This is a genomic window from Nocardiopsis suaedae, from assembly GCF_027706745.1.
Classification (GTDB): Bacteria; Actinomycetota; Actinomycetes; order Streptosporangiales; family Streptosporangiaceae; genus Nocardiopsis_A; species Nocardiopsis_A suaedae.
On record NZ_JAQFWP010000055.1, the window covers coordinates 1 to 21,355 of the forward strand.

Annotated in this window: 20 protein-coding genes; 16 read left to right on the top strand and 4 right to left on the bottom strand. The window is 74.0% G+C overall.

The window, feature by feature from the left end:
- Nucleotides 1-487: 487 nt before the first annotated feature.
- Nucleotides 488-952 carry a carboxymuconolactone decarboxylase family protein gene (locus O4U47_RS23220; protein ID WP_270680068.1) on the bottom strand — a complete coding sequence of 155 codons (465 nt, stop codon included), beginning with the start codon at nt 950-952 and terminating at the stop codon, nt 488-490.
- Nucleotides 953-1,039: 87 nt separating this feature from the next.
- Here O4U47_RS23220 and O4U47_RS23225 point away from each other — a divergent pair, with 87 nt between their 5' ends.
- Both O4U47_RS23225 and O4U47_RS23230 read left to right on the top strand, forming a co-directional pair.
- Complete coding sequence (locus O4U47_RS23225; protein WP_270680069.1) at nt 1,040-1,921, top strand: sigma-70 family RNA polymerase sigma factor; 882 nt, start codon at nt 1,040-1,042, stop codon at nt 1,919-1,921.
- Between the two features lie 145 nt (nt 1,922-2,066).
- Nucleotides 2,067-2,966: a Vgb family protein gene (locus O4U47_RS23230; RefSeq protein ID WP_270680070.1), complete on the top strand. Its 900-nt coding sequence runs from the start codon at nt 2,067-2,069 to the stop codon at nt 2,964-2,966.
- 52 nt (nt 2,967-3,018) lie between these two features.
- Here O4U47_RS23230 and O4U47_RS23235 read toward each other — a convergent pair whose 3' ends face one another.
- Entirely contained in the window at nt 3,019-3,477 is a 459-nt protein-coding gene (locus O4U47_RS23235) for an Lrp/AsnC family transcriptional regulator (RefSeq protein WP_270680071.1), read from the bottom strand.
- Between the two features lie 94 nt (nt 3,478-3,571).
- On the opposite strand from O4U47_RS23235, the gene O4U47_RS23240 reads away from it, so the two are divergent.
- Nucleotides 3,572-4,072 carry a rhodanese-like domain-containing protein gene (locus O4U47_RS23240; RefSeq protein ID WP_270680072.1) on the top strand — a complete coding sequence of 167 codons (501 nt, stop codon included), beginning with the start codon at nt 3,572-3,574 and terminating at the stop codon, nt 4,070-4,072.
- Here the strand turns inward: O4U47_RS23240 and O4U47_RS23245 are convergent.
- Nucleotides 4,058-4,801: a winged helix-turn-helix domain-containing protein gene (locus tag O4U47_RS23245; RefSeq protein WP_270680073.1), complete on the bottom strand. Its 744-nt coding sequence runs from the start codon at nt 4,799-4,801 to the stop codon at nt 4,058-4,060. The genes O4U47_RS23240 and O4U47_RS23245 overlap by 15 nt on opposite strands.
- 64 nt (nt 4,802-4,865) lie before the next feature.
- On the opposite strand from O4U47_RS23245, the gene O4U47_RS23250 reads away from it, so the two are divergent.
- From O4U47_RS23250 to O4U47_RS23270, 5 genes are all read left to right on the top strand, one after another.
- A complete protein-coding gene (locus O4U47_RS23250; protein WP_270680074.1) occupies nt 4,866-5,756 on the top strand; it encodes a cytochrome P450 in 891 nt (296 codons plus the stop codon).
- Nucleotides 5,740-6,549: an isocitrate lyase/PEP mutase family protein gene (locus O4U47_RS23255; RefSeq protein ID WP_270680075.1), complete on the top strand. Its 810-nt coding sequence runs from the start codon at nt 5,740-5,742 to the stop codon at nt 6,547-6,549. The genes O4U47_RS23250 and O4U47_RS23255 overlap by 17 nt, the downstream gene beginning before the upstream one ends.
- 153 nt (nt 6,550-6,702) lie before the next feature.
- Complete coding sequence (locus O4U47_RS23260) at nt 6,703-7,011, top strand: hypothetical protein (protein WP_270680076.1); 309 nt, start codon at nt 6,703-6,705, stop codon at nt 7,009-7,011.
- A gap of 188 nt (nt 7,012-7,199) precedes the next feature.
- Nucleotides 7,200-7,451: a hypothetical protein gene (locus O4U47_RS23265; RefSeq protein ID WP_270680077.1), complete on the top strand. Its 252-nt coding sequence runs from the start codon at nt 7,200-7,202 to the stop codon at nt 7,449-7,451.
- A gap of 170 nt (nt 7,452-7,621) precedes the next feature.
- Entirely contained in the window at nt 7,622-8,227 is a 606-nt protein-coding gene (locus tag O4U47_RS23270) for a DUF6069 family protein (RefSeq protein ID WP_270680078.1), read from the top strand.
- Nucleotides 8,228-8,250: 23 nt separating this feature from the next.
- Here O4U47_RS23270 and O4U47_RS23275 read toward each other — a convergent pair whose 3' ends face one another.
- Nucleotides 8,251-9,468: an ROK family transcriptional regulator gene (locus O4U47_RS23275; RefSeq protein WP_270680079.1), complete on the bottom strand. Its 1,218-nt coding sequence runs from the start codon at nt 9,466-9,468 to the stop codon at nt 8,251-8,253.
- Nucleotides 9,469-9,637: 169 nt separating this feature from the next.
- Between O4U47_RS23275 and O4U47_RS23280 the strand changes: the two genes are divergently transcribed.
- The 8 genes from O4U47_RS23280 to O4U47_RS23315 all read left to right on the top strand — a co-directional run bounded on the left by O4U47_RS23280 (nt 9,638) and on the right by O4U47_RS23315 (nt 21,156).
- On the top strand, nt 9,638-10,702 hold the full coding sequence (locus O4U47_RS23280; RefSeq protein WP_408639019.1) for a Gfo/Idh/MocA family protein: 1,065 nt from the start codon (nt 9,638-9,640) through the stop codon (nt 10,700-10,702).
- A 29-nt stretch (nt 10,703-10,731) separates the two neighbouring features.
- The gene (locus tag O4U47_RS23285; RefSeq protein ID WP_270680108.1) at nt 10,732-12,228 is read left to right on the top strand and encodes a sugar ABC transporter ATP-binding protein; all 1,497 of its coding nucleotides are present in this window, start codon (nt 10,732-10,734) and stop codon (nt 12,226-12,228) included.
- Entirely contained in the window at nt 12,225-13,265 is a 1,041-nt protein-coding gene (locus O4U47_RS23290) for an ABC transporter permease (RefSeq protein ID WP_270680081.1), read from the top strand. The genes O4U47_RS23285 and O4U47_RS23290 overlap by 4 nt, the downstream gene beginning before the upstream one ends.
- Nucleotides 13,262-14,320 carry an ABC transporter permease gene (locus tag O4U47_RS23295; protein WP_270680082.1) on the top strand — a complete coding sequence of 353 codons (1,059 nt, stop codon included), beginning with the start codon at nt 13,262-13,264 and terminating at the stop codon, nt 14,318-14,320. Before O4U47_RS23290 ends, O4U47_RS23295 begins: the two co-directional genes overlap by 4 nt.
- Before the next feature lie 3 nt (nt 14,321-14,323).
- Nucleotides 14,324-15,526 carry a substrate-binding domain-containing protein gene (locus O4U47_RS23300; RefSeq protein ID WP_270680083.1) on the top strand — a complete coding sequence of 401 codons (1,203 nt, stop codon included), beginning with the start codon at nt 14,324-14,326 and terminating at the stop codon, nt 15,524-15,526.
- Nucleotides 15,526-16,434 (top strand): sugar phosphate isomerase/epimerase family protein, encoded by a 909-nt coding sequence (locus tag O4U47_RS23305; RefSeq protein ID WP_270680084.1) that lies wholly within the window; start codon nt 15,526-15,528, stop codon nt 16,432-16,434. The genes O4U47_RS23300 and O4U47_RS23305 overlap by 1 nt, the downstream gene beginning before the upstream one ends.
- A 164-nt stretch (nt 16,435-16,598) precedes the next feature.
- Nucleotides 16,599-20,066 carry a ThuA domain-containing protein gene (locus O4U47_RS23310; RefSeq protein WP_270680085.1) on the top strand — a complete coding sequence of 1,156 codons (3,468 nt, stop codon included), beginning with the start codon at nt 16,599-16,601 and terminating at the stop codon, nt 20,064-20,066.
- A 103-nt stretch (nt 20,067-20,169) separates the two neighbouring features.
- Complete coding sequence (locus tag O4U47_RS23315) at nt 20,170-21,156, top strand: sugar phosphate isomerase/epimerase family protein (protein WP_270680086.1); 987 nt, start codon at nt 20,170-20,172, stop codon at nt 21,154-21,156.
- Nucleotides 21,157-21,355: the final 199 nt, after the last annotated feature.

Below are 21,355 nucleotides of genomic sequence, written 5' to 3' on the forward strand. Positions count from 1 at the left end.
CCGCGACCCCGCACACGCCGTGCGGCCGACAGCGCTGCAGGTAGAGCCGCCGACCTTTGTCGTCGCCGCCCTTTCCTGACGCTCCGCCCACCCGCCGGACGGCCAAGGCCCGTCAGCGGGGTACCTGCCGAGCCGCACCGCCCACCCGGCCGGAGCCCGTCAGCGGGGTACCTGCCGAGCCGCCCGCCTACCCGGACCGCGTGGGGCGCACCGACCTGCACCACCGCGCACCTTGGTAGGGGTGGGCCCACCAAGCAGCAGCGGCCACAAGCAACGGGCGGTGGGGTCACTCCCTGAGCCCACGCCCCTCCACCGTCAATGCGTCCCAGGTGGCCGGAAATCCGATCACGGCGCAAGAACGGCGGCGGTGGCTTCCCGTACCCACCGCCGCCGTTCGTCCCTTTCACCGGGTCCCGGCCGCCGTCCTCTCGGCCCGGACCCGGTGGCCCCCGCGGGGTTCCCCGGGCTCAGGCGGACTCAGGCTCGCTCAGGCCGGCATCGGGGTTCCGGCCGGGATCTGCACCGTGGCGTTGACCCTGTTGAAGAAGTTGGTCAGCCCGATCATCAGCACCAGCGACCCGAGCTGCCGCTCGTCGTAGTGCTTCGCGGCCGCGTTCCAGACCTCGTCGGGGACCGCCTGGCCGCTGTGGTCGGCCAGCCGCGTCGCCACCTCGGCCAGCTCCAGCGCCGCGCGCTCGGCCTCGGTGAAGTACGGGGCCTCCGCCCACGCCGCCACCGTCGCCAGCCGCTCATCGGTCTCGCCCTGCTGCTTAAGCTGCTCGACCCCCATGTTCACGCAGAAGCTGCACCCGTTGATCTGGCTGCCCCGCAGGTGCACCAGCTCCAGCGTCTTCCGGGGAACGCCGCCCTGGTGGATGACCTTCAGGATCGGCTGGATAGCCTCGTACATGCCCGGCATGGCCTTCATGGGGTCGGCGAAGCGCATGTCCATCTGTTCTCCTCATGGGGTGCCCCGCCGCGGAGGCGGGGTGTTTCCTCCGTCGCCCATGAAGACGGACGCCGACCGTGAGGTGTGACAGTGGACCACCAAGATCTTCTCGCGGAACGCTTCGAGCTGCACCGCACCCGGCTCAACTCCGTCGCCTACCGGATGCTGGGCTCCCTCTCCGAGGCCGAGGACGCGGTCCAGGAGGCGTGGCTGCGCCTCACCCGCACCGACGACGCGTCCATCGACGACCTGGCCGCGTGGCTCACCACCGTGGTCGGCCGCATCTGCCTCGACATGCTCCGCTCGCGCACCTCCCGCCGCGAGGACCCGCTCCTGCCCGAGCGCCTCCCCGACCCCGTCGTCACCGCCGAGCCCGTCGGCCCCGAGCAGCAGGCCGAGCTGGCCGACACGGTGGGCTACGCGATGCTGGTCGTCCTCCAGCAGCTCGCCCCCGCCGAGCGGCTGGCGTTCGTCCTGCACGACATGTTCGCCGTGCCGTTCGAGGAGATCGCCCCCGTGGTCGAGCGCTCCGTCGCGGCCACGCGCCAGCTCGCGAGCCGGGGGCGCCGCCGGGTGAAGGACTCCTCGGTGGAGCCCGACCCCGACCCGGTGGCGCAGCGCCGGGCGGTCGACGCGTTCCTCAGCGCCGCGCGCGGCGGCGACGCCGACGCCCTGCTGAGCATGCTCGCCCCGGACCTGGAGCTGCGCAACGACGACGGCGTGCACCCGCTGCGGGTCATCCGCGGCGCCGACCGCGTCACCCGCCAGGCGATCGGGTTCCACCGTGCGTTCGGCCCGATCGAGGCGGTCCCGGTGCTGGTCAACGGCGCGGCGGGGATCCTGGACATGACCGGTGGGAAGCCCAGGGCCCTGACCTCGTACACGATCAGCGGCGGCACGGTGCGCCACTTCGACATCATCTCCGACCCCGAACGCCTGGCGGCGCTGCTGCCCGCCGACCTCTCCGCCTGACCCCGGGACGGTCGGCGGCGCCCCGGCGCCCCGGCGCCCCGGTGCTCCGAAGCTCCGAAGCTCCGCGAAAAGGAGTGGCCGACGGGGCCCAACAGGTGTAGTGATCAGGACGGTCCCCGTCCAGATCCACCGAGAGCGGAGCACGATGACGAACTCTGATCGCCCGGCCGTGGAGGAGTTCCCGGTCGGCGCCCCCGGAGCGGGGCCGTACGGGATCACGCGCGGGCCGGGCGGCGCCCTGTGGGTGACGCTGGTCGGCTCCGCCGAGGTCGCGCGCCTGAGCCCCGACGGCGCCGTGGTCCTCCACCCCGCCGGGCCCGACGGTTGCCGCCCCACGGTCATCACCGAGGGCGCCGACGGGGCCCTGTGGTTCACCCGGTTCGGCGACCACCGCATCGGGCGCCTCACCGCGGACGGGGAGCTCACGGACCTCCCCGGTTCCACTCCGGACTGCGGCCCCTACGGCATCTGCACCGGTCCGGACGGCGCCGTCTGGTTCACCGAGATGAACACCGACCGGATCGGGCGCGCGGCCCCTGACGGCACGGTCACCCATGTCGGCCTGCCGGTGCAGGGCGGGTTCCCCTCCGCCATCACCGCCGGTCCCGACGGCGCCCTGTGGTTCACGCTCAACCAGGGCAATGCGATCGGACGGCTCTCCCTGGACGGGGAGGTGACGGTCCACCCGCTGCCCACCGACGACGCCGCCCCGGTCGGGATCGCCTCCGGCCCGGACGGGAACGTGTGGTTCGCCGAGATCGGCACCGGGGCCATCGGCCGGATCACCCCCGGCGGCGAGGTGGCGGAGTTCCCCTTGCCCGACCGGGCGTCCCGGCCGCACGCCATCGCCCCCTCCCCGGACGGGAGGTACTGGTTCACCGAGTGGGGCGCGAACCGGCTCGGTTCCATCGACGGCGACGGGAAGGTCACCGAATACGACCTGCCGACGCCGGGTTCGGAGCCCCACGGCATCACCGTGGGCGAGGACGGGGCCGTGTGGACGGCCCTGGAGTCGGGGGCGGTGGCCCGGCTCCTCCGGCGTTGATCTCGGGAGAAACGACCCTACCGGCGCGGATTCAGCGTCGCTTTTCCCGAGATCAACGGGGGAGTGCGTCCGTGGGCGGCCGCCCCTCCAGCGGGCTGGAGAACACCACGTTGGTCGTCACGGGCCCCAGGCTCGCGATGCGGCCGACGACCTCCTCAAGGTGGCGCATCGACCGGGTGCGCACCTTGAGGATGAAGCACTCCTCCCCCGTCACGTGGTGCGCCTCGGCGATCTCCGGCGTCTTGTCGATCAGCTCGTGGCAGGGCCGGTAGTTGTTGGTCGGGTACCGCAGGCGGACGAACGCCATCACTGGAAGCCCGACCCGCTCGGGGTCCACCACCGCCCGGTACCCGGAGACGACCCCGGACGCCTCCAGGCGCCGCACCCGCTCGGCGACGGCGCTCGGGGACATCGACACGGCCCGCGCGAGTTCGGCGTACCCGGCCCGCCCGTCGGCCTGGAGCGCCTCCAACAGGCGCAGATCGGTGGCGTCCAACGATTCAACGGTCATGGGTCATGAATACCGCGCCTTTCACGGCGGGTGCGCCCCAACACCGTGGAATGGACCTGGTCTGCGCAGGTCACAGAGCCATAGCGTATTCAGCATGACGAACACCGCCGCCGCACCGGCCTCCGCACCGGCCACCGACAACCCCGTTCTGCGCACCTCCGCCGCCGACCCCGCCGTGGCCGAGGCCCATTTCGCCGCCCGCCTGTCCCTGTACACCGACCCGAGCGACGTGCACGCCGCGTTGGCGGCCGACGGCGACCCGGGCTTCACCGTGGTGGACGTGCGCAACCGGGAGGCCTGGGACCACGGGCACGTCCCCGGCGCGGTGCACATCCCCTACGCCCGGGCGGCCGGCCTCGCCCCCGGCCTCATCGACCGGGACACCCCGGTGGTCGTCTACTGCTGGAGCCCCGCGTGCGACGGGGGCGCCCGGGGCGCGCTCGCCTTCGCGCGGCTCGGCTACCGCGTCAAGGAGATGATCGGCGGCTTCGAGTACTGGGCCCGCGAGGGGTTCCCCGCCGAGACCGCCGAGGGAACGGACCGGCGTGCGGCCGACCCGCTGGTCGCCCCCGCCGGGGTGTCATGCGCCTGCTGACTCCAGGTCCTCGTCGGGCACGCCCAGCGTCCCGGCGAGGACGGCACGCCCTTCGGCCGTGACCCCCACGGCGCGCCCGCCCCCTGTACCCCCGAGGCGCACGAGCCACCCCGCCTCCAGCGCACGCGAGCACAGCGCCGCCCCGACCGCCCCGGCGACGTGCGGGCGCCGTTCGGTCCAGTCCAGGCACGACCGGACGAGGGGGCGCCGTGTCCGGGCGGGGATCTCCGCGCCGAGGGCGGCCAGGCCGGTGCGGCCCGACGCCGTCAGTGACGGGCCGTCTTCCCAGTCGATCCAGCCCTGCCCGGTCACGGCCTCGGTGACGGCCACTCCCAGTGCTCCTGCGAGGTGGTCGTAGCAGGTGCGCCCGCGCGCGAGGGCGTTCGACCGGTGCACCGCCTTGAGCCCGCGCGGCGGCGCGGCCTTGGGCGCCGCCGCCGACATGGCCTCGATCAGCTCGGCGGTCTCGCGCGAGGCCAGCCGCAGGTACCGGTGTCGCCCCTGCCGCACTTCGACCAGCAGCCCGGCGCCGACCAGGGAGGTCAGGTGCTCGCTGGCGGTGGAGGGGGCGACGCCCGCGTGCCGGGCGAGTTCCCCCGCCGTCCAGGCCCGCCCGTCCAGGAGGGCCGTGCAGAAGGACGCCCTGGTCCGGTCCGCGAGGAGGGACGCCAGGGCGGCGAGGTCGGGCTCGGTGCCCTGCGAAGTGGTGGGGTGTGTCGTGGTGAGCACACTCCACGCTAACCGGCGCACGTTTCGGCGGCCGCCGAAACGTTCCGCGTCTACGGTCACCGCCATGACGACCACCATCCGCGTCGAGCACTACGCCGGGGTCCGCGCGGTCCTGAGCGACTCCGGCTTCGTGGTGCCCGCTCCCCCGGAGCCCCCTGAGGGCACCGCCTCCGCCCCGTCGCTCGCCTGGCTGCGCGAGCGCGCCACCCGGTTCAGCACCGGGGACGGCCATCGGCGGCGCCGGGCGCTCGCCTCGGCACTCCTGTGCGGCCCGGCCCTGTCCGAGCTGCGGGAGGCCGCCGGGGCCCGCGCGCGCTCGGCCGAACCCGACCAGGCGCCCTACGTCCCCGTCGCCGTCCTCTCCGCCGCCATGGGGGTTCCCGAAGCCGGGGTCCCGGAAGCCGTGGCGGCGGTGCGGGACGTCGCCGCCGCGTACTTCCCGGGCACCGAGGAGGGACGGGAGGACCGGGCGGACGAGGGCGTGCGCACCCTGGTGCGGCTGCTTCCCGATGCCGCTCCTGAGGAGGCGGCCCAGCGGGTGTGCCTGCTCGTCCAGACGTGCGACGCGACGGCGGGGCTGATCCGTACGGCGCTCGACCGCGAGGGCGCCCCGAGCGGCGGGACGGGCGGGCACGACACGTGGGCCCTGCTGACGGAATCCCTGCGGCTGTCCCCTCCCGCCCCCGTCATGAAGCGGACCGCCGTCGCCGACACGCATGTCGACGGCGTTCCGGTCCCTCAGGGCGCCCTGGTGGTGCTCGACCTCGCGGCCGCCAATCGCGACCCGGACGTCTATAGGGCACCGGACCGGTTCGCTCCCCAGCGCTTCTCCGGGGAGGACGGCGCCCCCGGCGAGCCGCCGCCTCTGTCCTTCGGGGCCGGTGAGCGGCCCTGCCCCGGTTCCGACCACGCACTCGCCATGGCGACGGGAGTCCTCCATGCACGGTCACGCTGACACCTTCCGGTCCCTGCACAGGCCCGGGGAGCCGTTCGTCCTCCCGAACGCCTGGGACCACGCCTCGGCCGCGGCGCTCGCGCGCGCGGGCTTTCCGGCGATCGGGACGACCAGCCTGGGCGTCGCCTCCGCCGCGGGGAAGCCGGACGCGGCCGGGGACACCAGGGACGAGACCCTCGCCCTCGCCCGGGGGCTGGCGCGCCTCGACGTGCCGGTGACGGTGGACATCGAGTCCGGATTCGGCGGGCGGCCGGACGAGGTCGGCGCCCTGGCGGCGGAACTGGCGTCCTTCGGGATCGCGGGGGTCAACCTGGAGGACGGGCGCGGCGGCGCCCTGGCCGGGATCGAGGAGCAGTGCGCACTCCTGCGGGCCGTGAAGGACGCCGCTCCCTCGCTCTTCCTCAACGCCCGGACCGACACCTGGTGGCTGTCCGAGCCGCCGGGGGAGCAGGAGCGTGTCGACGCGGCCTTCGAGCGCGCCCGCGCGTACCGTGACGCCGGTGCCGACGGCATCTTCGTTCCGGGGCTGACCGACGAGGCGACCATCGCGCGGCTGGCGCGCGCCGTCCCGCTGCCGCTGAACGTGCTCGCCCCGCGCGACCCGAGCGCTCTGGGCGGGCTGGCCCGGGCGGGCGCGGCCCGGGTGAGCACCGGTTCGCTGCTGTTCCGCGCGGCCGTCCACAGTGCTGTGGAAACCGCACGGGCCGCCGCCTCGGGGAAGGGCGCCCACCCGCAGGCCCCCGGCTATTCGGAGGTCGGCTCCCTCGCGGACGCCTTTCTCAGAGGGCTCTAAGGCCCCGCCCCCTAGGTTCTCAGGCGCATGACCGGGGAGGGAGAAAAAGGAGTCGTGGCCCCTTCTTCCCCTCCGACTCCGGCCGCTCCCCGGCCTCTCCCTCCCCTGATCCCCGATCCCCCGGGTCTCCCCCACAGACAGAGAAGGGACCGCGTGAAGAACCTCAAGAGCAAGGTGATCAGCACCGCCTCCGCCGCCGCACTGACGCTCGGCGCCTTCGGCACCATGGGGGCCGCGGCCCCCGCCGCCGACGCCGGGATCCTGTGCTCGGCGATCAGCAACGGCGGCCTGGGCGCCTACTCGGCCTGCAAGTCCTGGTCCGGGAACGACGCCACGCAGGTGCGCGTGGTCGCCGACTGCGGGTCGGTCAACCGCTACGGCCGGTGGGTCAACGGGAAGACCGACCGCAGCCACATCTCGTGCGCGGTCCGGATCGACCGCGCGTGGGTGCAGATCCGCTGACCCGGGCCCGGCCGGCTGGCCCCCGTCCGGGCGGGGGCGCGAGGAGGAAGCCGAAAAGAAGGCGCTCCTCCTCGCATCCGCCGCCCGACCACCCGTTTTCGACCTCGATCGAAAAGTATGGTGCTTTTCGTCGAGTTCCTCCAGGATCGTCGGAATCAGACCGCATTCCCGACTCCACGGAGGATGAATTGAGACGCGCCATCGCCCGCACCGCCGCGGCCTCCCTCGCCGTCGGCGGCGCGCTCACCGGCGCCCTGCTGGCCGCCGGACCCGCCGCCGCCGAGACGATCCTGGCCGGCCACTACGGCACGGCCATCGGCTGCGACATGGCCGGCCGGGCCGCGGTGAAGTCCGACGACTGGACCATCGGCTACGAATGCGACCACCAGTCGAAGGACACCTGGATCCTCTATCTGGTCCAGGGCCCCTCCCCCGCGTAGGACGGGACGGCGCACGGGGCCGCCCCGGCCTTCCCGCGGGTTCCGTGCGCCCCCGCACCCCCTGTGGCAACGACGGAGCGTCACGACCGGCCACCCCCCGGTGTTTTCGATGGTGGCCTGCGGGTATGGGAGCCCTGACCGAGTTCGGCGCCGTATCGGGGGGTTCGGCAATGAGCGGAATCGACAACGTCCGCAGCATCAACGTCTCCCGCCTCTGGTCCGGCGGTCTGGCCACCGCCGTCGTCGCCGGGCTGGTCATCCTCGTGGGCACGCTCATCGTGCGGGGCGTCTTCGGGATCCCGGTGCTCGCCCCGGAGGAGGCCGGGTACCTGGGCGACGCCACCACCGGCGTGTACGCGGCCACGGCCGCCATCGCGGCGCTCATCGCCACCGCGCTGCTGCACCTGCTCATGCTGAGCGCACCGCGCCCGATGACGTTCTTCGGCTGGATCGTGGGCCTGGCCACCATCGTGGCGGCGGTCACCCCGTTCACCCAGGGCGCGACCCTGGCCAGCCAGATCGCCACCGGCCTGATCAACGCCGTGTGCGGCATCGCCATCGTCTCGCTGCTGTCCAGCGTGGGCGCCAGCGCCTTCCGGCGGCGGTCGGGACGCCCGCGGCTGCACGGCGAGGGGGCGCTTCCCGAAACGGACTACGGGGCCGACGAGTACGAGAGCGGCTACCGCGACGCCTTCTCCGAGCAGCCGCGCCGCCGCTACGACGGCCGCCACCGCTCGTACGACCCCGAGGCCCGCACGCGGCCCGACCGGGACTGACCGGGCCTGGGCCGCAGGCGGGCTCAGCCCGCCAGCAGCGCGTCGACGCGCTGCGGGGCCAGGCCGTGCTCGATCACCATCACCGCCGCCCCGATCACCCCGGCCCGCTCGCCCACCTGTGACGACACGATGCTCAGGTCCTCGGTGGCCAGCGGCAGCGAGCGCTGGTAGATCACCTCGCGCACACCGGCGAGCAGGTGGTCGCCGGCCTGGGAGAGCGACCCGCCGATCACGATGATCGACGGGTTGAGCATGTTCACCGAGGCCGCCAGCACCTCGCCGATGTCCCGCCCGGCCTGGCGCAGCGCGCGCAGCACGGGCAGGCTGCCGCCGCGGGCCAGGTCCACCACGTCCAGCGCGCCGTGCGCCTCGATGCCCCGCCCGGCCAGGGCCGCGGCGATCGCCGACCCGCTGGCCACGGCCTCCAGGCAGCCGGTGTTGCCGCACCGGCAGGGCACATCGGCCCCGTGCGGCACCTGGATGTGCCCCATGTCCCCGGCGGCGCCCTTGGCCCCCCGGTACACGGCGCCGTCGGCGATGATGCCGCAGCCGATGCCGGTGGCGACCTTGACGAACAGCAGGTGCCGAGCCCGGCTCCAGCGGGCGAAGTGCTCGCCCACCGCCATGATGTTGACGTCGTTGTCGACCAGCACCGCCCCGGGCAGCAGCTCCCCGACGAACCCGGGCACGTCGAACCCGTCCCAGCCGGGCATGATCGGCGGGCTCACCGCGCGCCCGGTGTCGTGCGCGACCGGGCCGGGCAGCCCGATTCCGGTGCCCAGCAGCTCCTCCGGGACGCGCCCGGCCTGGGCGAGCAGGGCGTGCCCGTGCTCGGCCACCCAGCCCAGCACCTCGGCCGGGCCGCGGGCGATCTCGATGTCGGCGAAGGTGTCGGCGAGGACCCGCCCGGCGAGGTCGGTCAGGGCCAGCCGGGTGTAGGTGGCGCCCAGGTCGGCGGCGAGCACCACCCGCGCCCCGGGGTCGAAGACGAAGGTGGTGGGGGGCCGCCCGCCGGTGGAGGCGGCCTCGCCCGCGGGGCCGATGAGCCCTCCGGCCAGCAGGGCGTCGACCCGCTGGGTGACCGTCGAGCGCGCTAACCCGGTGACCGCCGCCAGCTCCGCCCGGGTGCGGGGGCGGCCGTCGCGGAGGAGGCGCAGCAGGGTGCCTGCGCCGGGCGGGGCGGGCGGGGACCCGGCGTCGGCGCGCCGGTCCCCCGTCTTCGTCAGCGCGTCTTCTGTCACACGACCAGTGAAGCACACGGGACTAAGGCCGTGCGGCCCCCGGACTATTTCGGCCGGATTCGGCAACTTATGCTTGACCATCGACAGAAGTACCGCTTACCGTCCTCTTATGCGAGTGAGTCAGGTCACAGGAGGCGGCTACCGGGCCGCCGTCGTCGGCGCCGGGTTCATGGGGCGGGTGCACTCCCGCGCGATCCGGGCCGGGGGCGGCCGCGTGGTGGGCGTCGCGGCCTCCACCCCCGAGCGCGCCCGCGCCGCGGCCGGCCCCCTGGGGGCCGAGCGGGCGTTCGACGACGCCGCCTCCCTGATCGAGGACGACGAGGTCGACGTGGTGCACGTGTGCACCCCCAACCACCTGCACGCCCCCCTGACCCTGGCCGCGCTGGACGCCGGCCGCCACGTGGTCTGCGAGAAGCCCCTGGCCACCGACGCCGCCGTGGCCGCCCGGATGGCCGCCGCCGCGGACGCCGCCAAGAGCGACGGCACACGGGTGGCCTCCGTCCCCTTCGTCTACCGCTTCCACCCGATGGTGCGCGAGGCCCGCGCCCAGGTCGCCGCCGGGGCGGTGGGGCGGGTGCACCTGGCCCACGGCGGCTACCTGCAGGACTGGCTGCTGCGCCCCGACGACGACAACTGGCGGGTCGACCCCGCCCTGGGCGGCCCCACCCGCGCCTTCGGCGACATCGGCTCGCACTTCTGCGACCTGCTGGAGTTCGTCCTGGGCGACCGGATCACCGCGGTCAGCGCGCAGACCACCACCACGCTGCCCCGCCGCGGCCCCGGCGAGGGCGCCCCCGTCGCCACCGAGGACCTGGTGGTGCTGCAGTTCCGCACCGCGGCCGGGGTGATCGGCACCGGCGTGGTCAGCCAGGTCTCGGCCGGCCGGAAGAACCGGCTGCACCTGGAGGTCTCCGGCTCCGAGCACACCCTGGCCTTCGACCAGGAGCAGCCCGAGCTGCTGTGGAAGGGCGGGCGCGACCGCAACGAGGTGCTGATGCGCGCCCCCGAGGTGCTCTCCCCCGACGCGGCCCGGCTGGCCCGGGTGCCCGCCGGGCACCCGCAGGGCTACCAGGAGTGCTTCGACGCCTTCGTCGCCGACACCGCCGAGGCGGTCGCCACCGGCACCGCCCCGGACGGGCTGCCGGTCTTCGCCGACGGCCTGCGGGCCGCCCGGATCGCCGACGCGGTGCTGGCCTCGGCCCGCTCCGGGGGCTGGGAGGAGGTCGCCCGGTGAACGGCGGGCCGCAGGGGCCGCTGCTGCGCATGAGCGGCGTGGGCAAGTCCTTCCTCGGGGTCCCGGTGCTGCGGGACATCGACCTGCAGGTGCGCGCGGGCGAGGTGCACGCCCTGGTCGGGGAGAACGGCGCCGGGAAGTCGACGCTGATGAAGATCCTGGCCGGGGTGCACCGGGCGGACGCCGGGACGGTCGAGCTCGACGGCGGGCGGGTCGACTTCACCCACCCGGTCGGCGCGCGCGAGGCCGGGGTGGCCACCGTCTTCCAGGAGTTCAACCTGCTGCCCGAGCGCACCGTGGCCGAGAACGTCTTCCTCGGCCGCGAACCGCGCGGGCGCGGGCTGCGCGCCGGTGTGGACGCGCGCGCGATGGCCGCCGAGACCGAGCACCTGCTGGAGGACCTGGGGCTGACCGCCATCTCCCCGCACGCGCCCGTGCGGTCCCTGTCCGTGGCCGAGCAGCAGATCGTGGAGGTCGTCAAGGCGATGTCGCAGAACGCGCGCATCGTCTCCATGGACGAGCCCACGGCGGCGCTGGCCGGGGCCGAGGTCGAGCTGCTGTACGGGCTGGTGCGCCGGCTCAAGGAGCGCGGGGTCGCGGTCCTCTACGTGTCGCACCGCCTCAAGGAGATCTTCGACCTGTCCGACCGCATCACCGTGCTCAAGGACGGCGCCGAGGTCGCCACCGTGGACACCGCCGACACCACCGGCGCCGACCTCATCCGCATGATGGTCGGCCGCCCGGTGAGCGCGGTCTTCCCCGAGAAGGTCGCGGGGACCGAGGCGGGCGGGGTCCGCCTGGAGGTGTCGGGAGGCGGCAACGAGCGGCTGGACGGCATCGACCTGCGGGTGCGCTCCGGCGAGATCGTCGGGCTGGCGGGCCTGCAGGGCAGCGGGCGCACCGAACTCGCGCACGCCCTGTTCGGCATCGACCGGTTCACCCGGGGCGAGCTGCGCATCGACGGCGAGCGGGCGGTGCTGCGCTCGCCCCGCCGGGCGGTGCGCTCGGGCGTCGCCCTCGTCAGCGAGGACCGCAAGACCCAGGGCCTGGCCCTGCACCGGTCGGTCCTGGACAACGGGCGCCTGGTCCTGGACGCGGTGACGCCCCGCGGCTCCCGCGCGCGCTCGGGCCGCCTGCCCGGCATCTTCTCCTCCCTGGAGCTGGCGGCCCGCTCCCCGTCGCAGGAGGTGCGGTTCCTGTCCGGGGGCAACCAGCAGAAGGTGGTCCTCGCCAAGTGGCTGGCCACCGACCCCTCGGTGGTGGTGCTCGACGAGCCCACCCGCGGCATCGACGTGGGCGCCAAGCACGCCGTGTACACGCTGGTGCGGCGGCTGGCCGCGGAGGGCGCGGCGATCGTGCTCATCTCCTCGGAGCTGCCCGAGGTGCTCGGCCTGGCCGACCGCGTGCTGGTGCTGCGGGACGGGCGCATCGCCGGGGAGCTTCCCGGCGGCGCGTCGGAGGAGGCCGTGATGGAACTGGCCGTGGGCGGCGCCCCGGCCGCGTCCGGCGGGGAGGTGGCGCCGTGAGCCTGCGCCTGGGCACGACCGGGCTGGTCTACGTGGCGCTGGCGGCCATCCTGGCGGCCGGCGCGGCGCTGGCCGCCGCGCGCGGGCAGGACCTGTTCACCACCGCCAACACGGTGGACCTGCTGACCCGCTCCAGCCTGCTGGGGTTCGTGGCGATCGGGCAGACGCTGGTCATCCTGTGCCGTTCGCTGGACCTGTCGGTGGGCTATGTGATGGCGCTGTCCAGCGTGGTCGCCGCCACCGCGATGGCCGGGCAGACCTCCCGCATCTGGCTGGGCGTGGCCGCCGTCGTCGTGGTGGCCGGGCTCATCGGCCTGGCCAACGGGCTGATCGTGACCCGGCTGGGGGTCAACGCCTTCATCACCACCCTGGGCATGGGCCTGATCATCAAGGGCTACCTGGACACCCGGTACAAGGGCCCGGCCGGGGAGGTGCCCGCCGAGTTCCAGCTCTTCGGCTACACCCGCATCGGCGTGGTGCCCCTGTCGTTCGCGGTGATGGCCGCCGTGGCCGTGCTGGCCGTGGTGTTCCTGCGGCGCACCCGCACCGGCGTGCACATGTACGCGGTGGGCGGCGACGCCGAGGTGGCGCGCATGTCCGGGGTGCGGGCGGACCGGCCGCTGCTCGCCGCGCACGTGCTGTGCTCGGTCACCGCCGGGCTGGCCGGGCTGCTCATCGCCTCCCGGTTCGGCACCGGCAGCACCCTGGTCTACTCCTCCGGCTACGAGCTGGAGTCCATCGCCGCCGTGGTACTCGGCGGCACCTATCTGCTGGGCGGGCGCGGCGGGGTCGGCGGGACCGTCGCCGGGGTGCTCATCCTGGCCACCCTCGACACCGTCTTCAACGTGCTGGGCGTCGACCCGTTCTTCAAGGACGTGCTGCGCGGCGCCATCGTCATCGCCGCCGTGGCGCTGTACGCCCGCCGCCAGGTGGACCGGGCCGCCACGCCGCCGCGGTTCCCGGCGCCGTCGCGTGTCCCCCTCCTGCGGCCGCCCCGGCCGCCGGAGGCCGCCGCTCGGAGAGGAGGACGGCCATGACCGCGACCGACACCCCCGCGGCCGGCGCCTCCGGCGCGCTCCGGCGGGCCGGGGCCGCCCTGGCCGGGGGCGGCGGCGGGACCGTGTTCGCCCTGCTGGTGCTGGTGTTCGCGGTGATCTTCGCGATCAACCCGGGCTTCGCCCGGCCCCCGTCGCTGCTGGCCTTCGCCCAGCAGGCCGCCCCGCTGGTGGTGCTGGCCGTGGGCCAGTACCTGGTGATCGTCTCCGGCGAGCTGGACCTGTCGGTGGGCTCCCTGGTCGGCGCGCAGGTGGTGGTGGCCGCCCGGCTGATCGACGGCCAGGAGCCGATGACGCTGCCGGTCCTGCTGCTCATGCTCGCCTTCGGCGCGGCCGTGGGCCTGGTCAACGGCCTGGTCACCACGGTGCTGAAGGTGCCCTCGATCATCGCGACGCTGGGCATGATGCTGGTGCTCTACGGCGCGGTCCGGCTGTGGACCGGCGGCGCCCCCACCGGCGCGCTGTCCGAGGCCTTCCGGGTGGCCGGGCGCGGCGACGCCGTCGTGCTGCCGTTCATCGGCGGCGTCCCCTGGGCGGTGGTGATCGCGGCGGCGGCGGGCGCGGCGGCCGTCGCGCTGATGCGCTCGCCCTACGGGCGCACCCTGACGGCCGTGGGCGACAACGCCACCGCCGCCTCCTTCTCCGGCGCCCGGGTGTGGCGGGTGCGCACCCTGGCCTTCGTCGGCTCCAGCGTGCTGGCCACCCTGGCGGCGGTGCTCATCGGCGGCTTCGCCGGGGTCACCGCCCAGGTCGGCGAGGGCCTGGAGTTCTCGGCCATCACCGCGGTGGTGCTCGGCGGCGTGGTGCTGGGCGGCGGGCGCGGCACCGTGCTGGCCGCGATCGGCGGGGCCTTGGCGGTCGAGGCGCTGTTCACCCTGTTCAACCAGCTCTACCTGCCCTCAACGATCCAGCCGGCCGTCCAGGGCCTCATCATCATCGCCGCGGTGGCCTACGCCGCCCGCGAGCGGTCCCGCAGATCCCCCCGGGCGCCGGCGGCCGCCGGCGGCCCGGAGAAGTCCCCCCGCGAGGAGGTCTGACCGATGCGCCGAACCCGCGTCCTGCTGGCCGCCGGCGCCGCGCTGAGCCTCGCGCTCACCGCGTGCACCACCGACACCCCGACCGACGGCCCCGGCGAGGAGGGCCAGACCAGTCCCAGCGGCGACTGGTTCGACGCCGAGGAGTACGAGACCCAGCTCGCCCAGCGCGACATGGAGCCCGAGGGGCCCGCCGACGAGCCCTGGCTCCAGGCGATCGACCCGTCCTACGTGGACACCTCCCAGTACGCGCTGGAGGGGGAGGACCGCGAGGACCCCACGGTGTGCTTCTCCAACGCCTCGGTGTCCAACCCGTGGCGGGTGACCGGGTGGATCACCATGCAGCAGCAGGTGGAGGTGCTGCAGGAGAGCGGCGACATCGGCGAGTTCCGCGTCTCCGACGCCGCCGACGACGACAACCAGCAGATCTCCGACATCCAGACGTTCGTGGACTCCGGGGACTGCGACGCCATCATCATCTCCCCCTCCACGACCGCCACGCTCACCCCGGCCGTGGAGGCGGCCTGCGAGAGCGGCGCCCCGGTCATCGTCTTCGACCGCGGGGTGAACACCGACTGCCACGTCACCTTCATCCACCCCATCGGCGGCTACGCCTACGGGGCCGACGCCGCCGAGTTCCTGGTCGAGGAGCTGGAACCGGGGTCGCGGGTGCTGGCGCTGCGCATCCTGCCCGGGGTGGACGTGCTGGAGCACCGGTGGGCCGCCGCCCAGCAGGTGTTCGGCGAGAGCGACCTGGAGGTGATCGGCCACGAGTTCACCGAGGGCGACGGCGCCACCATCAAGGACCTGGTCACCCAGCACCTGCAGCGCGGCGACGTCGACGGCATCTGGATGGACGCCGGTGACGGCGCGGTGGCCGGGCTGGAGGCGTTCGAGGACGCCGGGCAGCCCTACCCGGTGATCTCCGGGGAGGACGAGCTGAGCTTCATGCGCAAGTGGCAGGAGGAGGACCTGACCGCGCTGGCGCCCGTCTACTCCAACTTCCAGTGGCGCACCCCGGTGCTGGCCGCCTCGATGATCCTCGACGGCGAGGAGGTCCCCGAGGAGTGGGTGCTGCCGCAGGAGCCGATCACCGAGGACGAGCTGGACGACTACCTGGAGCGCAACGCCGACATGCCGAGCCTGCACTACGCCAAGTTCGGCGGCGAGGACCTGCCCGGGTTCCCCGAGGCCTGGCAGGACCGCTGATGCGGTGGGCCCTGGGCGTCAGCACGTGGGTGTGGACCTCCCCGCTGACCGACGCGGAGCTGGAGCGGATCGCCCCGCGCGTCGCCGGGTGGGGGTTCGACACCCTGGAGCTGCCGGTGGAGCGGCCGGGGGACTGGGACCCCGCCCGCGCCGCGCGGCTGCTGGACGGGCTGGGGCTGGCGGCGACGGTGTGCCTGGTGATGGGGCCGGGCCGGGAGCTGGTGGCCGCCGACGCGGCCACCGTCGCCGCCACCCAGGACCACCTGCGCCGCACCGCGGACGCGGCGGCCGAGGTCGGCTCCCCGGTGATCGCCGGCCCGGCCTACGCCTCGGTGGGCCGCACCTGGCGGATGGCCCCCGGGGAGCGCGAGGCGCGGTTCGCCGAGCTGGCCGACGCGCTGGGCCCCGTCGCCGAGCACGCCGCCGCGGCCGGGGTGAAGGTCGCCCTGGAGCCGCTGAACCGCTACGAGACCAGCCTGGTCAACACCGTGGCGCAGGGGCTGCAGGCGGTGGCGGCGCTGCCCGCCGGGCACTGCGGCCTGGCGCTGGACACCTACCACATGAACATCGAGGAGACCGACCCCGCGGCGGCGATCGGCGCCGCCGCGGGGCGCATCGCCCACGTGCAGGTGTGCGGCAACGACCGGGGCTCCCCCGGCCGCGACCACCTGGACTGGCCCGCGATCCTCGGCGCCCTGGACGGCGCCGGGTACACCGGGCCGCTGGTGGTCGAGTCGTTCACCGCCGACAACGACGCCATCGCCACCGCCGCCTCGGTGTGGCGCCCCCTCGCCCCGGACCAGGACACCCTGGCCCGCGACGGGCTGGCCTTCCTGCGCGCCGCGCAGGAGGGCCGCCCCGCCCCCGCACCCGACGACGGGAGGAGCGCATCCGCACCCCAGCAGTGAGCTCGACGACGAGCACCCCGACCGAGCACCCCTGAACGGGACCTCCCCCCGGCCGGGACGCGGCCCCGCGCCGCACCCGGCCGCCCCGTCGGCGCCGGCACGCCGCACGGACGACCCTTGCCCGTCTCCACGGACCCTGGACACACGACCGGTGAGGACTCTCCATGAGCGCACGCAACCGGCGCCTCCGAAGACTCGGCGCCGTGCTCTCCTCGCTGCTGCTCGCCCTCGGCCTGGCGGCCGCCCCCGCGGCCGCCGACGCCGAGGCGCAGCACGAGGAGTTCAACGCCCTGCTGTTCACCAAGACCGCCGGATACCGGCACGACTCGATCCCGTCGGGGATCGCCCTGTTCGAGCGCCTGGCCGAGGAGGAGCACTTCGGCCTTGAGCACACCGAGGACTCCTCCGTCTTCAACTCCGAGGACCTCGCCCGCTTCGACGTGGTCATCATGTTCCAGACCTCGGGCATGGTGTGGGAGGACGACGCCCAGCGCCAGGCCGTGCAGGACTACGTGGCCGGCGGGGGCGGCATCGCCGCGATCCACAACGCCACCGACATGAACATCGAGGGCGAGTTCGCCTGGTGGGACGACCACGTCAACGCCGGCGCCCACATGCCCAGCCACTCCCCGGGGGTGCTTCCCGGGACGGCGAAGGTCGCCGACCGGTCGCACCCCTCCACCCGGGGCCTTCCGGCCGTCTGGGAGCGCGAGGAGGAGTGGTACAACTTCGACGAGAGCGTGCGCGGCGACGCCCACGTGCTGGTCACGGCCGACGAGACCACCTACGACCCGGGCCCCGATGCGATGGGGCACGACCACCCCGTCTCCTGGTGCCGGGACGTGGACGGCGCCCCGGTGTGGGCCACGGCCATGGGCCACCCCAAGGAGGCCTACAGCGAGCCGGAGTTCATCGACCACCTGCTGGGCGGGGTGCGCAGCGCCGCCGGGGCGGTGGAGTCCGAGTGCGGCGGCACGGTGTGGGACAACTACGAGAAGGTCACCCTCGACGGGGACGCCTACGACCCGCTGGAGCTGGACGTGGCCGACGACGGCCGCGTGTTCTACGTGCAGCGCCAGGGCGAGGTGAAGGTCTTCGACCCGGCCACCAACCGCACCCGCACCACCGGGAAGCTGGATACCTACACCGGCGGCGAGGACGGGCTCGTGGGCATGGCCCTGGACCCGGGCTTCGCCGAGAACGGGTGGATCTACCTGTACTACGCGCCGGCGTCCGACGACGACACCGCACCGGAGAACCAGGTCAACAGGGTCTCCCGGTTCACCCTCACCGAGGAGGCGGGCGGCACGCTCGACCCGGACTCGGAGAAGGTGCTCATGGAGGTCCCCGCCTCGCGCACCAACGAGCCGGGGCACACCGGCGGGGCGCTGGAGTTCGGCCCGGACGGCGAGCTGTACATCGGCGTCGGGGACGACACCAACCCCTTCGCCTCGGACGGCTACTCGCCCATCGACGAGCGCGAGGGGCGCGAGGCCTTCGACGCCCAGCGCACCGCCGCCAACAGCGCCGACCTGCGCGGCAAGCTGCTGCGCATCGTCCCGCAGGACGACGGCACCTACTCCGTGCCCGAGGACAACCTGTTCAACGGCGGCCGGTGGGACGACCTGTTCCCGGACGGCGCCTACGACCCGGACCTGGCGCGGCCCGAGATCTACGCGATGGGCTTCCGGAACCCCTTCCGGTTCTCCGTCGACCCCGAGACCGGCAACGTCATGATGGCCGACTACGGCCCCGACGCCGCCGAGGGCGACCCCGGCCGCGGCCCGGAGGGCCTGGTCGAGTGGATGTCCATCGAGGAGCCCGGGAACTTCGGGTGGCCCTACTGCCACGGCCCGAACGAGCCCTACATCGACTACGACTTCGCCACCGGCGAGTCCGGGGAGGCGTTCGACTGCGGCGCCCCCGTCAACGACTCGCCCAACAACACCGGCCTGACGGACCTGCCGCCGTCGGTGGCGCCCGGCTTCCACTACGGGTACGGCCCGTCCGAGGAGTGGCCCGAGCTGGGCGAGGGGCCCGCCGCCCCGATGGCCGGCCCGGTCTACCACTACGACCCGGAGCTGGAGTCGCCCACCAAGTTCCCCGCCTCCATGGACGGCAAGCCCATGTTCTACGAGTGGGGGCGCTACTACCTGAAGGAGGTCTCCCTCGACGACGAGGGCGGCGTGCTGGACATCGGCTCCTTCCTGCCCGAGACCGGGTTCGACTACCCGATGGACATGGAGTACGGCCCGGACGGCTCGCTGTACCTGCTGGAGTGGGGCGCGGGCTTCGGCACCGGCGGCGACGCCGGCCTGTACCGGATCGACTACACCGGCGGCGAGCAGTACCCGGAGGCGGTGGCGTCCGGCGAGCCGGACGACGGGCCCGCGCCGCTGGAGGTGCAGTTCTCCTCCGAGGGCACCGGCCACCCCGACCCCGACGAGGAGGTGACGCTGAGCTGGGACTTCGGTGACGGGGCCACCTCGGAGGAGGCGAACCCGACGCACACCTACACCGAGGTGGGCGACTACGTCGCCCAGCTCACGGCCACCGACTCCCAGGGGCGCACGGCCATGGCCAACGTGCCGGTGTCGGTGGGCAACACCGCGCCGGAGGTGGAGATCTCCACGCCTCCGGACGGGTCGGTCTTCGAATTCGGCGACACGGTGCCGGTGGAGGTGTCGGTGACCGACGCCGAGGACGGGTCGACCGAGGACGGCGGTATCGACTGCGCCGACGTGACCATCACCGCCTCGCTCGGCCACGACGAGCACGCCCACCTGGTGGACCGGGTGCAGGGGTGCGAGGCCGACATCGCCACGATGGCCGACGACGGGCACGGGGCCGAGGCGAACCTGTTCTACGTCATCGCCGCCGAGTACACCGACTCCGGCGGCGCGGACGGGAAGGTGAACCCGCTGCCCGGGCGCACGGACACGCTCCTGCAGCCCAAGCGCAAGCAGGCGCAGTACACCGCGTCCGCGGAGGGGGTCTCCACCGAGGAGACCACCGACCCCGAGGGCGGCTTGGAGCACCTGACCGGCATCGACGACGGGGACCACGTGTCCTACGCGCCGGTGAGCCTGGCCGGGGTGGAGTCGCTGTCGCTGCGGGCGGCCTCCGGCGGCGCCGGGGGCACCGTGGAGCTGCGGACCGACGCCCCGGACGGGGAGCTCGTCGGGACGGCGGAGGTGGAGCCCACCGGCGGGTGGGACTCCTGGACCGACGTGCCGGTGGAGTTCACCGACCCGGGCCGCCCGGTGGAGCTGTACCTGGTGTTCACGGGCGAGGGGGAGGACCTGCTCGACCTGAACTACCTGCAGTTCACCGGCCCGGGCGCGGCCGACCCCGGCGGGGGCGGCGGTGACGGCGGACCGGAGCCGCCCTCGACCTTCGAGGGCGCCCGGGCGCTGGTCGACGGCTACCTGGAGGACGGCGTCATCGGCGAGGACCGGGCGCGGTCCCTGCACGACCACCTCGACAACGCCGAAAGGCACATGGGCGAGGACCGGCACGAGCAGGCCGACAAGGCGCTCGACCAGTTCGCCAAGCAGGCGGAGAAGGTCGAGGACGAGGAGGCGCGGGAGCTGCTGCTCGGCGCCGCCGACGCCCTGCGCGCCGACGGGTAGTCCGCGCCGGACCCCCTGACCCTCATCCGTTCCGGCGGGGCGCCCCGGAGGGCGCCCCGCCCCGACCCCCCTTCCCCCTACGCGACCGAGACCGGGAGCGGACATGGCACGGATCGAGTTCGACAGACGAGGCTTCCTCGGCACCGTGGCGGCGGGCACCGTCGCCGTCGGGGCCGGGACGGTGATGGGCGCGTCCCCTGCGGGCGCCGCGGGAGGCGGGCGCGTCTTCCCCAAGGGCAGGATCGGCATCCAGCTGTACAGCATCCGCGACAAGGTGGCCGAGCTCGGGTTCGCCCGGGTCTTCGAGGAGCTGTCCCGCATGGGCTACGCCGAGGTGGAGCTGGCCGGGTACACCCAGCCGGGGGTCGGCCCCATCACGGTGGAGGAGATCCGCAGGCTGCTCGACGAGAACGGGCTGCGCGCGGCCGGGACGCACGTCGGGCTGGACGCCTGGATGGACGACCCCGAGCGGGAGCTGGACAGCGCCGAGGTCCTCGGGGTGCCCTACGCGGGCACGGCCAGCGCGCCGACGGACGACACGACGGTGGCCGGGTACCGGGCCGCCGCCGAGGAGTTCAACCGGATCGGCGCGCTCGCGGCGGACCGGGGCATCGGCTTCTTCCAGCACAACCACCACTGGGAGTTCGCCTTCGCCGACGACGAGCCGCAGACGCGGCTCTACGACGTGTTCCTGGAGAACACCGACCCGGCGCTGGTGTACCTGGAGATGGACGTGTACTGGGCGTTCGTGGGGCAGCACGTGTACCCGGGCTTCGAGCCGGTGGAGTACGTGCTGGCGCACCCCGAGCGGTACCCGCTGTTCCACGTGAAGGACGGGGACGAGAACCCGGACAACCCGCTGGGCTACGACATCATCGAGTTCGGGGCGGGCGACCTGCCCTACGCCGAGTTCTTCTCCCGGGTGCGGGGGTGCCCGCACACACTGTGGGAGCAGGACAACGCGCCGGACTCGGCGGTGCCGCCGCACCCGGTGGACTCCCTGGGCAACGCCGAGCGGAGCTACCGGGCGATGCGCGAGCTGCGCCGGCCCGTCCCCGGGCGCGGCCACGGACACGGCCGGGCCGACTGACCTCCCTCCCCCGCGTTGATCTCGGGAGAAACGCCCCTACAGAGGCGGTTTCAGCGTCCATTCCCCCGAGATCGACGCGGGGCCACCCGACTGATCAGCACTTTCCTTCCACGACAGGATCATCCGCGCAATCCGTCGTCACCGAGCGCTTCCCTACCACTCGGTAGGAACTTAGACTCCTGCCCCAACAGGGGACAGA

Bases quoted from the DNA above. Each gene is read 5' to 3' on its own strand.
- O4U47_RS23220 (WP_270680068.1), bottom strand. From the start codon at position 952: ATGGACATGCGCTTCGCCGACCCCATGAAGGCCATGCCGGGCATGTAC.
- O4U47_RS23230 (WP_270680070.1), top strand. From the start codon at position 2,067: ATGACGAACTCTGATCGCCCGGCCGTGGAGGAGTTCCCGGTCGGCGCC.
- O4U47_RS23235 (WP_270680071.1), bottom strand. From the start codon at position 3,477: ATGACCGTTGAATCGTTGGACGCCACCGATCTGCGCCTGTTGGAGGCG.
- O4U47_RS23240 (WP_270680072.1), top strand. From the start codon at position 3,572: ATGACGAACACCGCCGCCGCACCGGCCTCCGCACCGGCCACCGACAAC.
- O4U47_RS23250 (WP_270680074.1), top strand. From the start codon at position 4,866: ATGACGACCACCATCCGCGTCGAGCACTACGCCGGGGTCCGCGCGGTC.
- O4U47_RS23255 (WP_270680075.1), top strand. From the start codon at position 5,740: ATGCACGGTCACGCTGACACCTTCCGGTCCCTGCACAGGCCCGGGGAG.
- O4U47_RS23270 (WP_270680078.1), top strand. From the start codon at position 7,622: ATGAGCGGAATCGACAACGTCCGCAGCATCAACGTCTCCCGCCTCTGG.
- O4U47_RS23280 (WP_408639019.1), top strand. From the start codon at position 9,638: ATGGGGCGGGTGCACTCCCGCGCGATCCGGGCCGGGGGCGGCCGCGTG.
- O4U47_RS23285 (WP_270680108.1), top strand. From the start codon at position 10,732: ATGAGCGGCGTGGGCAAGTCCTTCCTCGGGGTCCCGGTGCTGCGGGAC.
- O4U47_RS23295 (WP_270680082.1), top strand. From the start codon at position 13,262: ATGACCGCGACCGACACCCCCGCGGCCGGCGCCTCCGGCGCGCTCCGG.
- O4U47_RS23300 (WP_270680083.1), top strand. From the start codon at position 14,324: ATGCGCCGAACCCGCGTCCTGCTGGCCGCCGGCGCCGCGCTGAGCCTC.
- O4U47_RS23305 (WP_270680084.1), top strand. From the start codon at position 15,526: ATGCGGTGGGCCCTGGGCGTCAGCACGTGGGTGTGGACCTCCCCGCTG.
- O4U47_RS23310 (WP_270680085.1), top strand. From the start codon at position 16,599: ATGAGCGCACGCAACCGGCGCCTCCGAAGACTCGGCGCCGTGCTCTCC.
- O4U47_RS23315 (WP_270680086.1), top strand. From the start codon at position 20,170: ATGGCACGGATCGAGTTCGACAGACGAGGCTTCCTCGGCACCGTGGCG.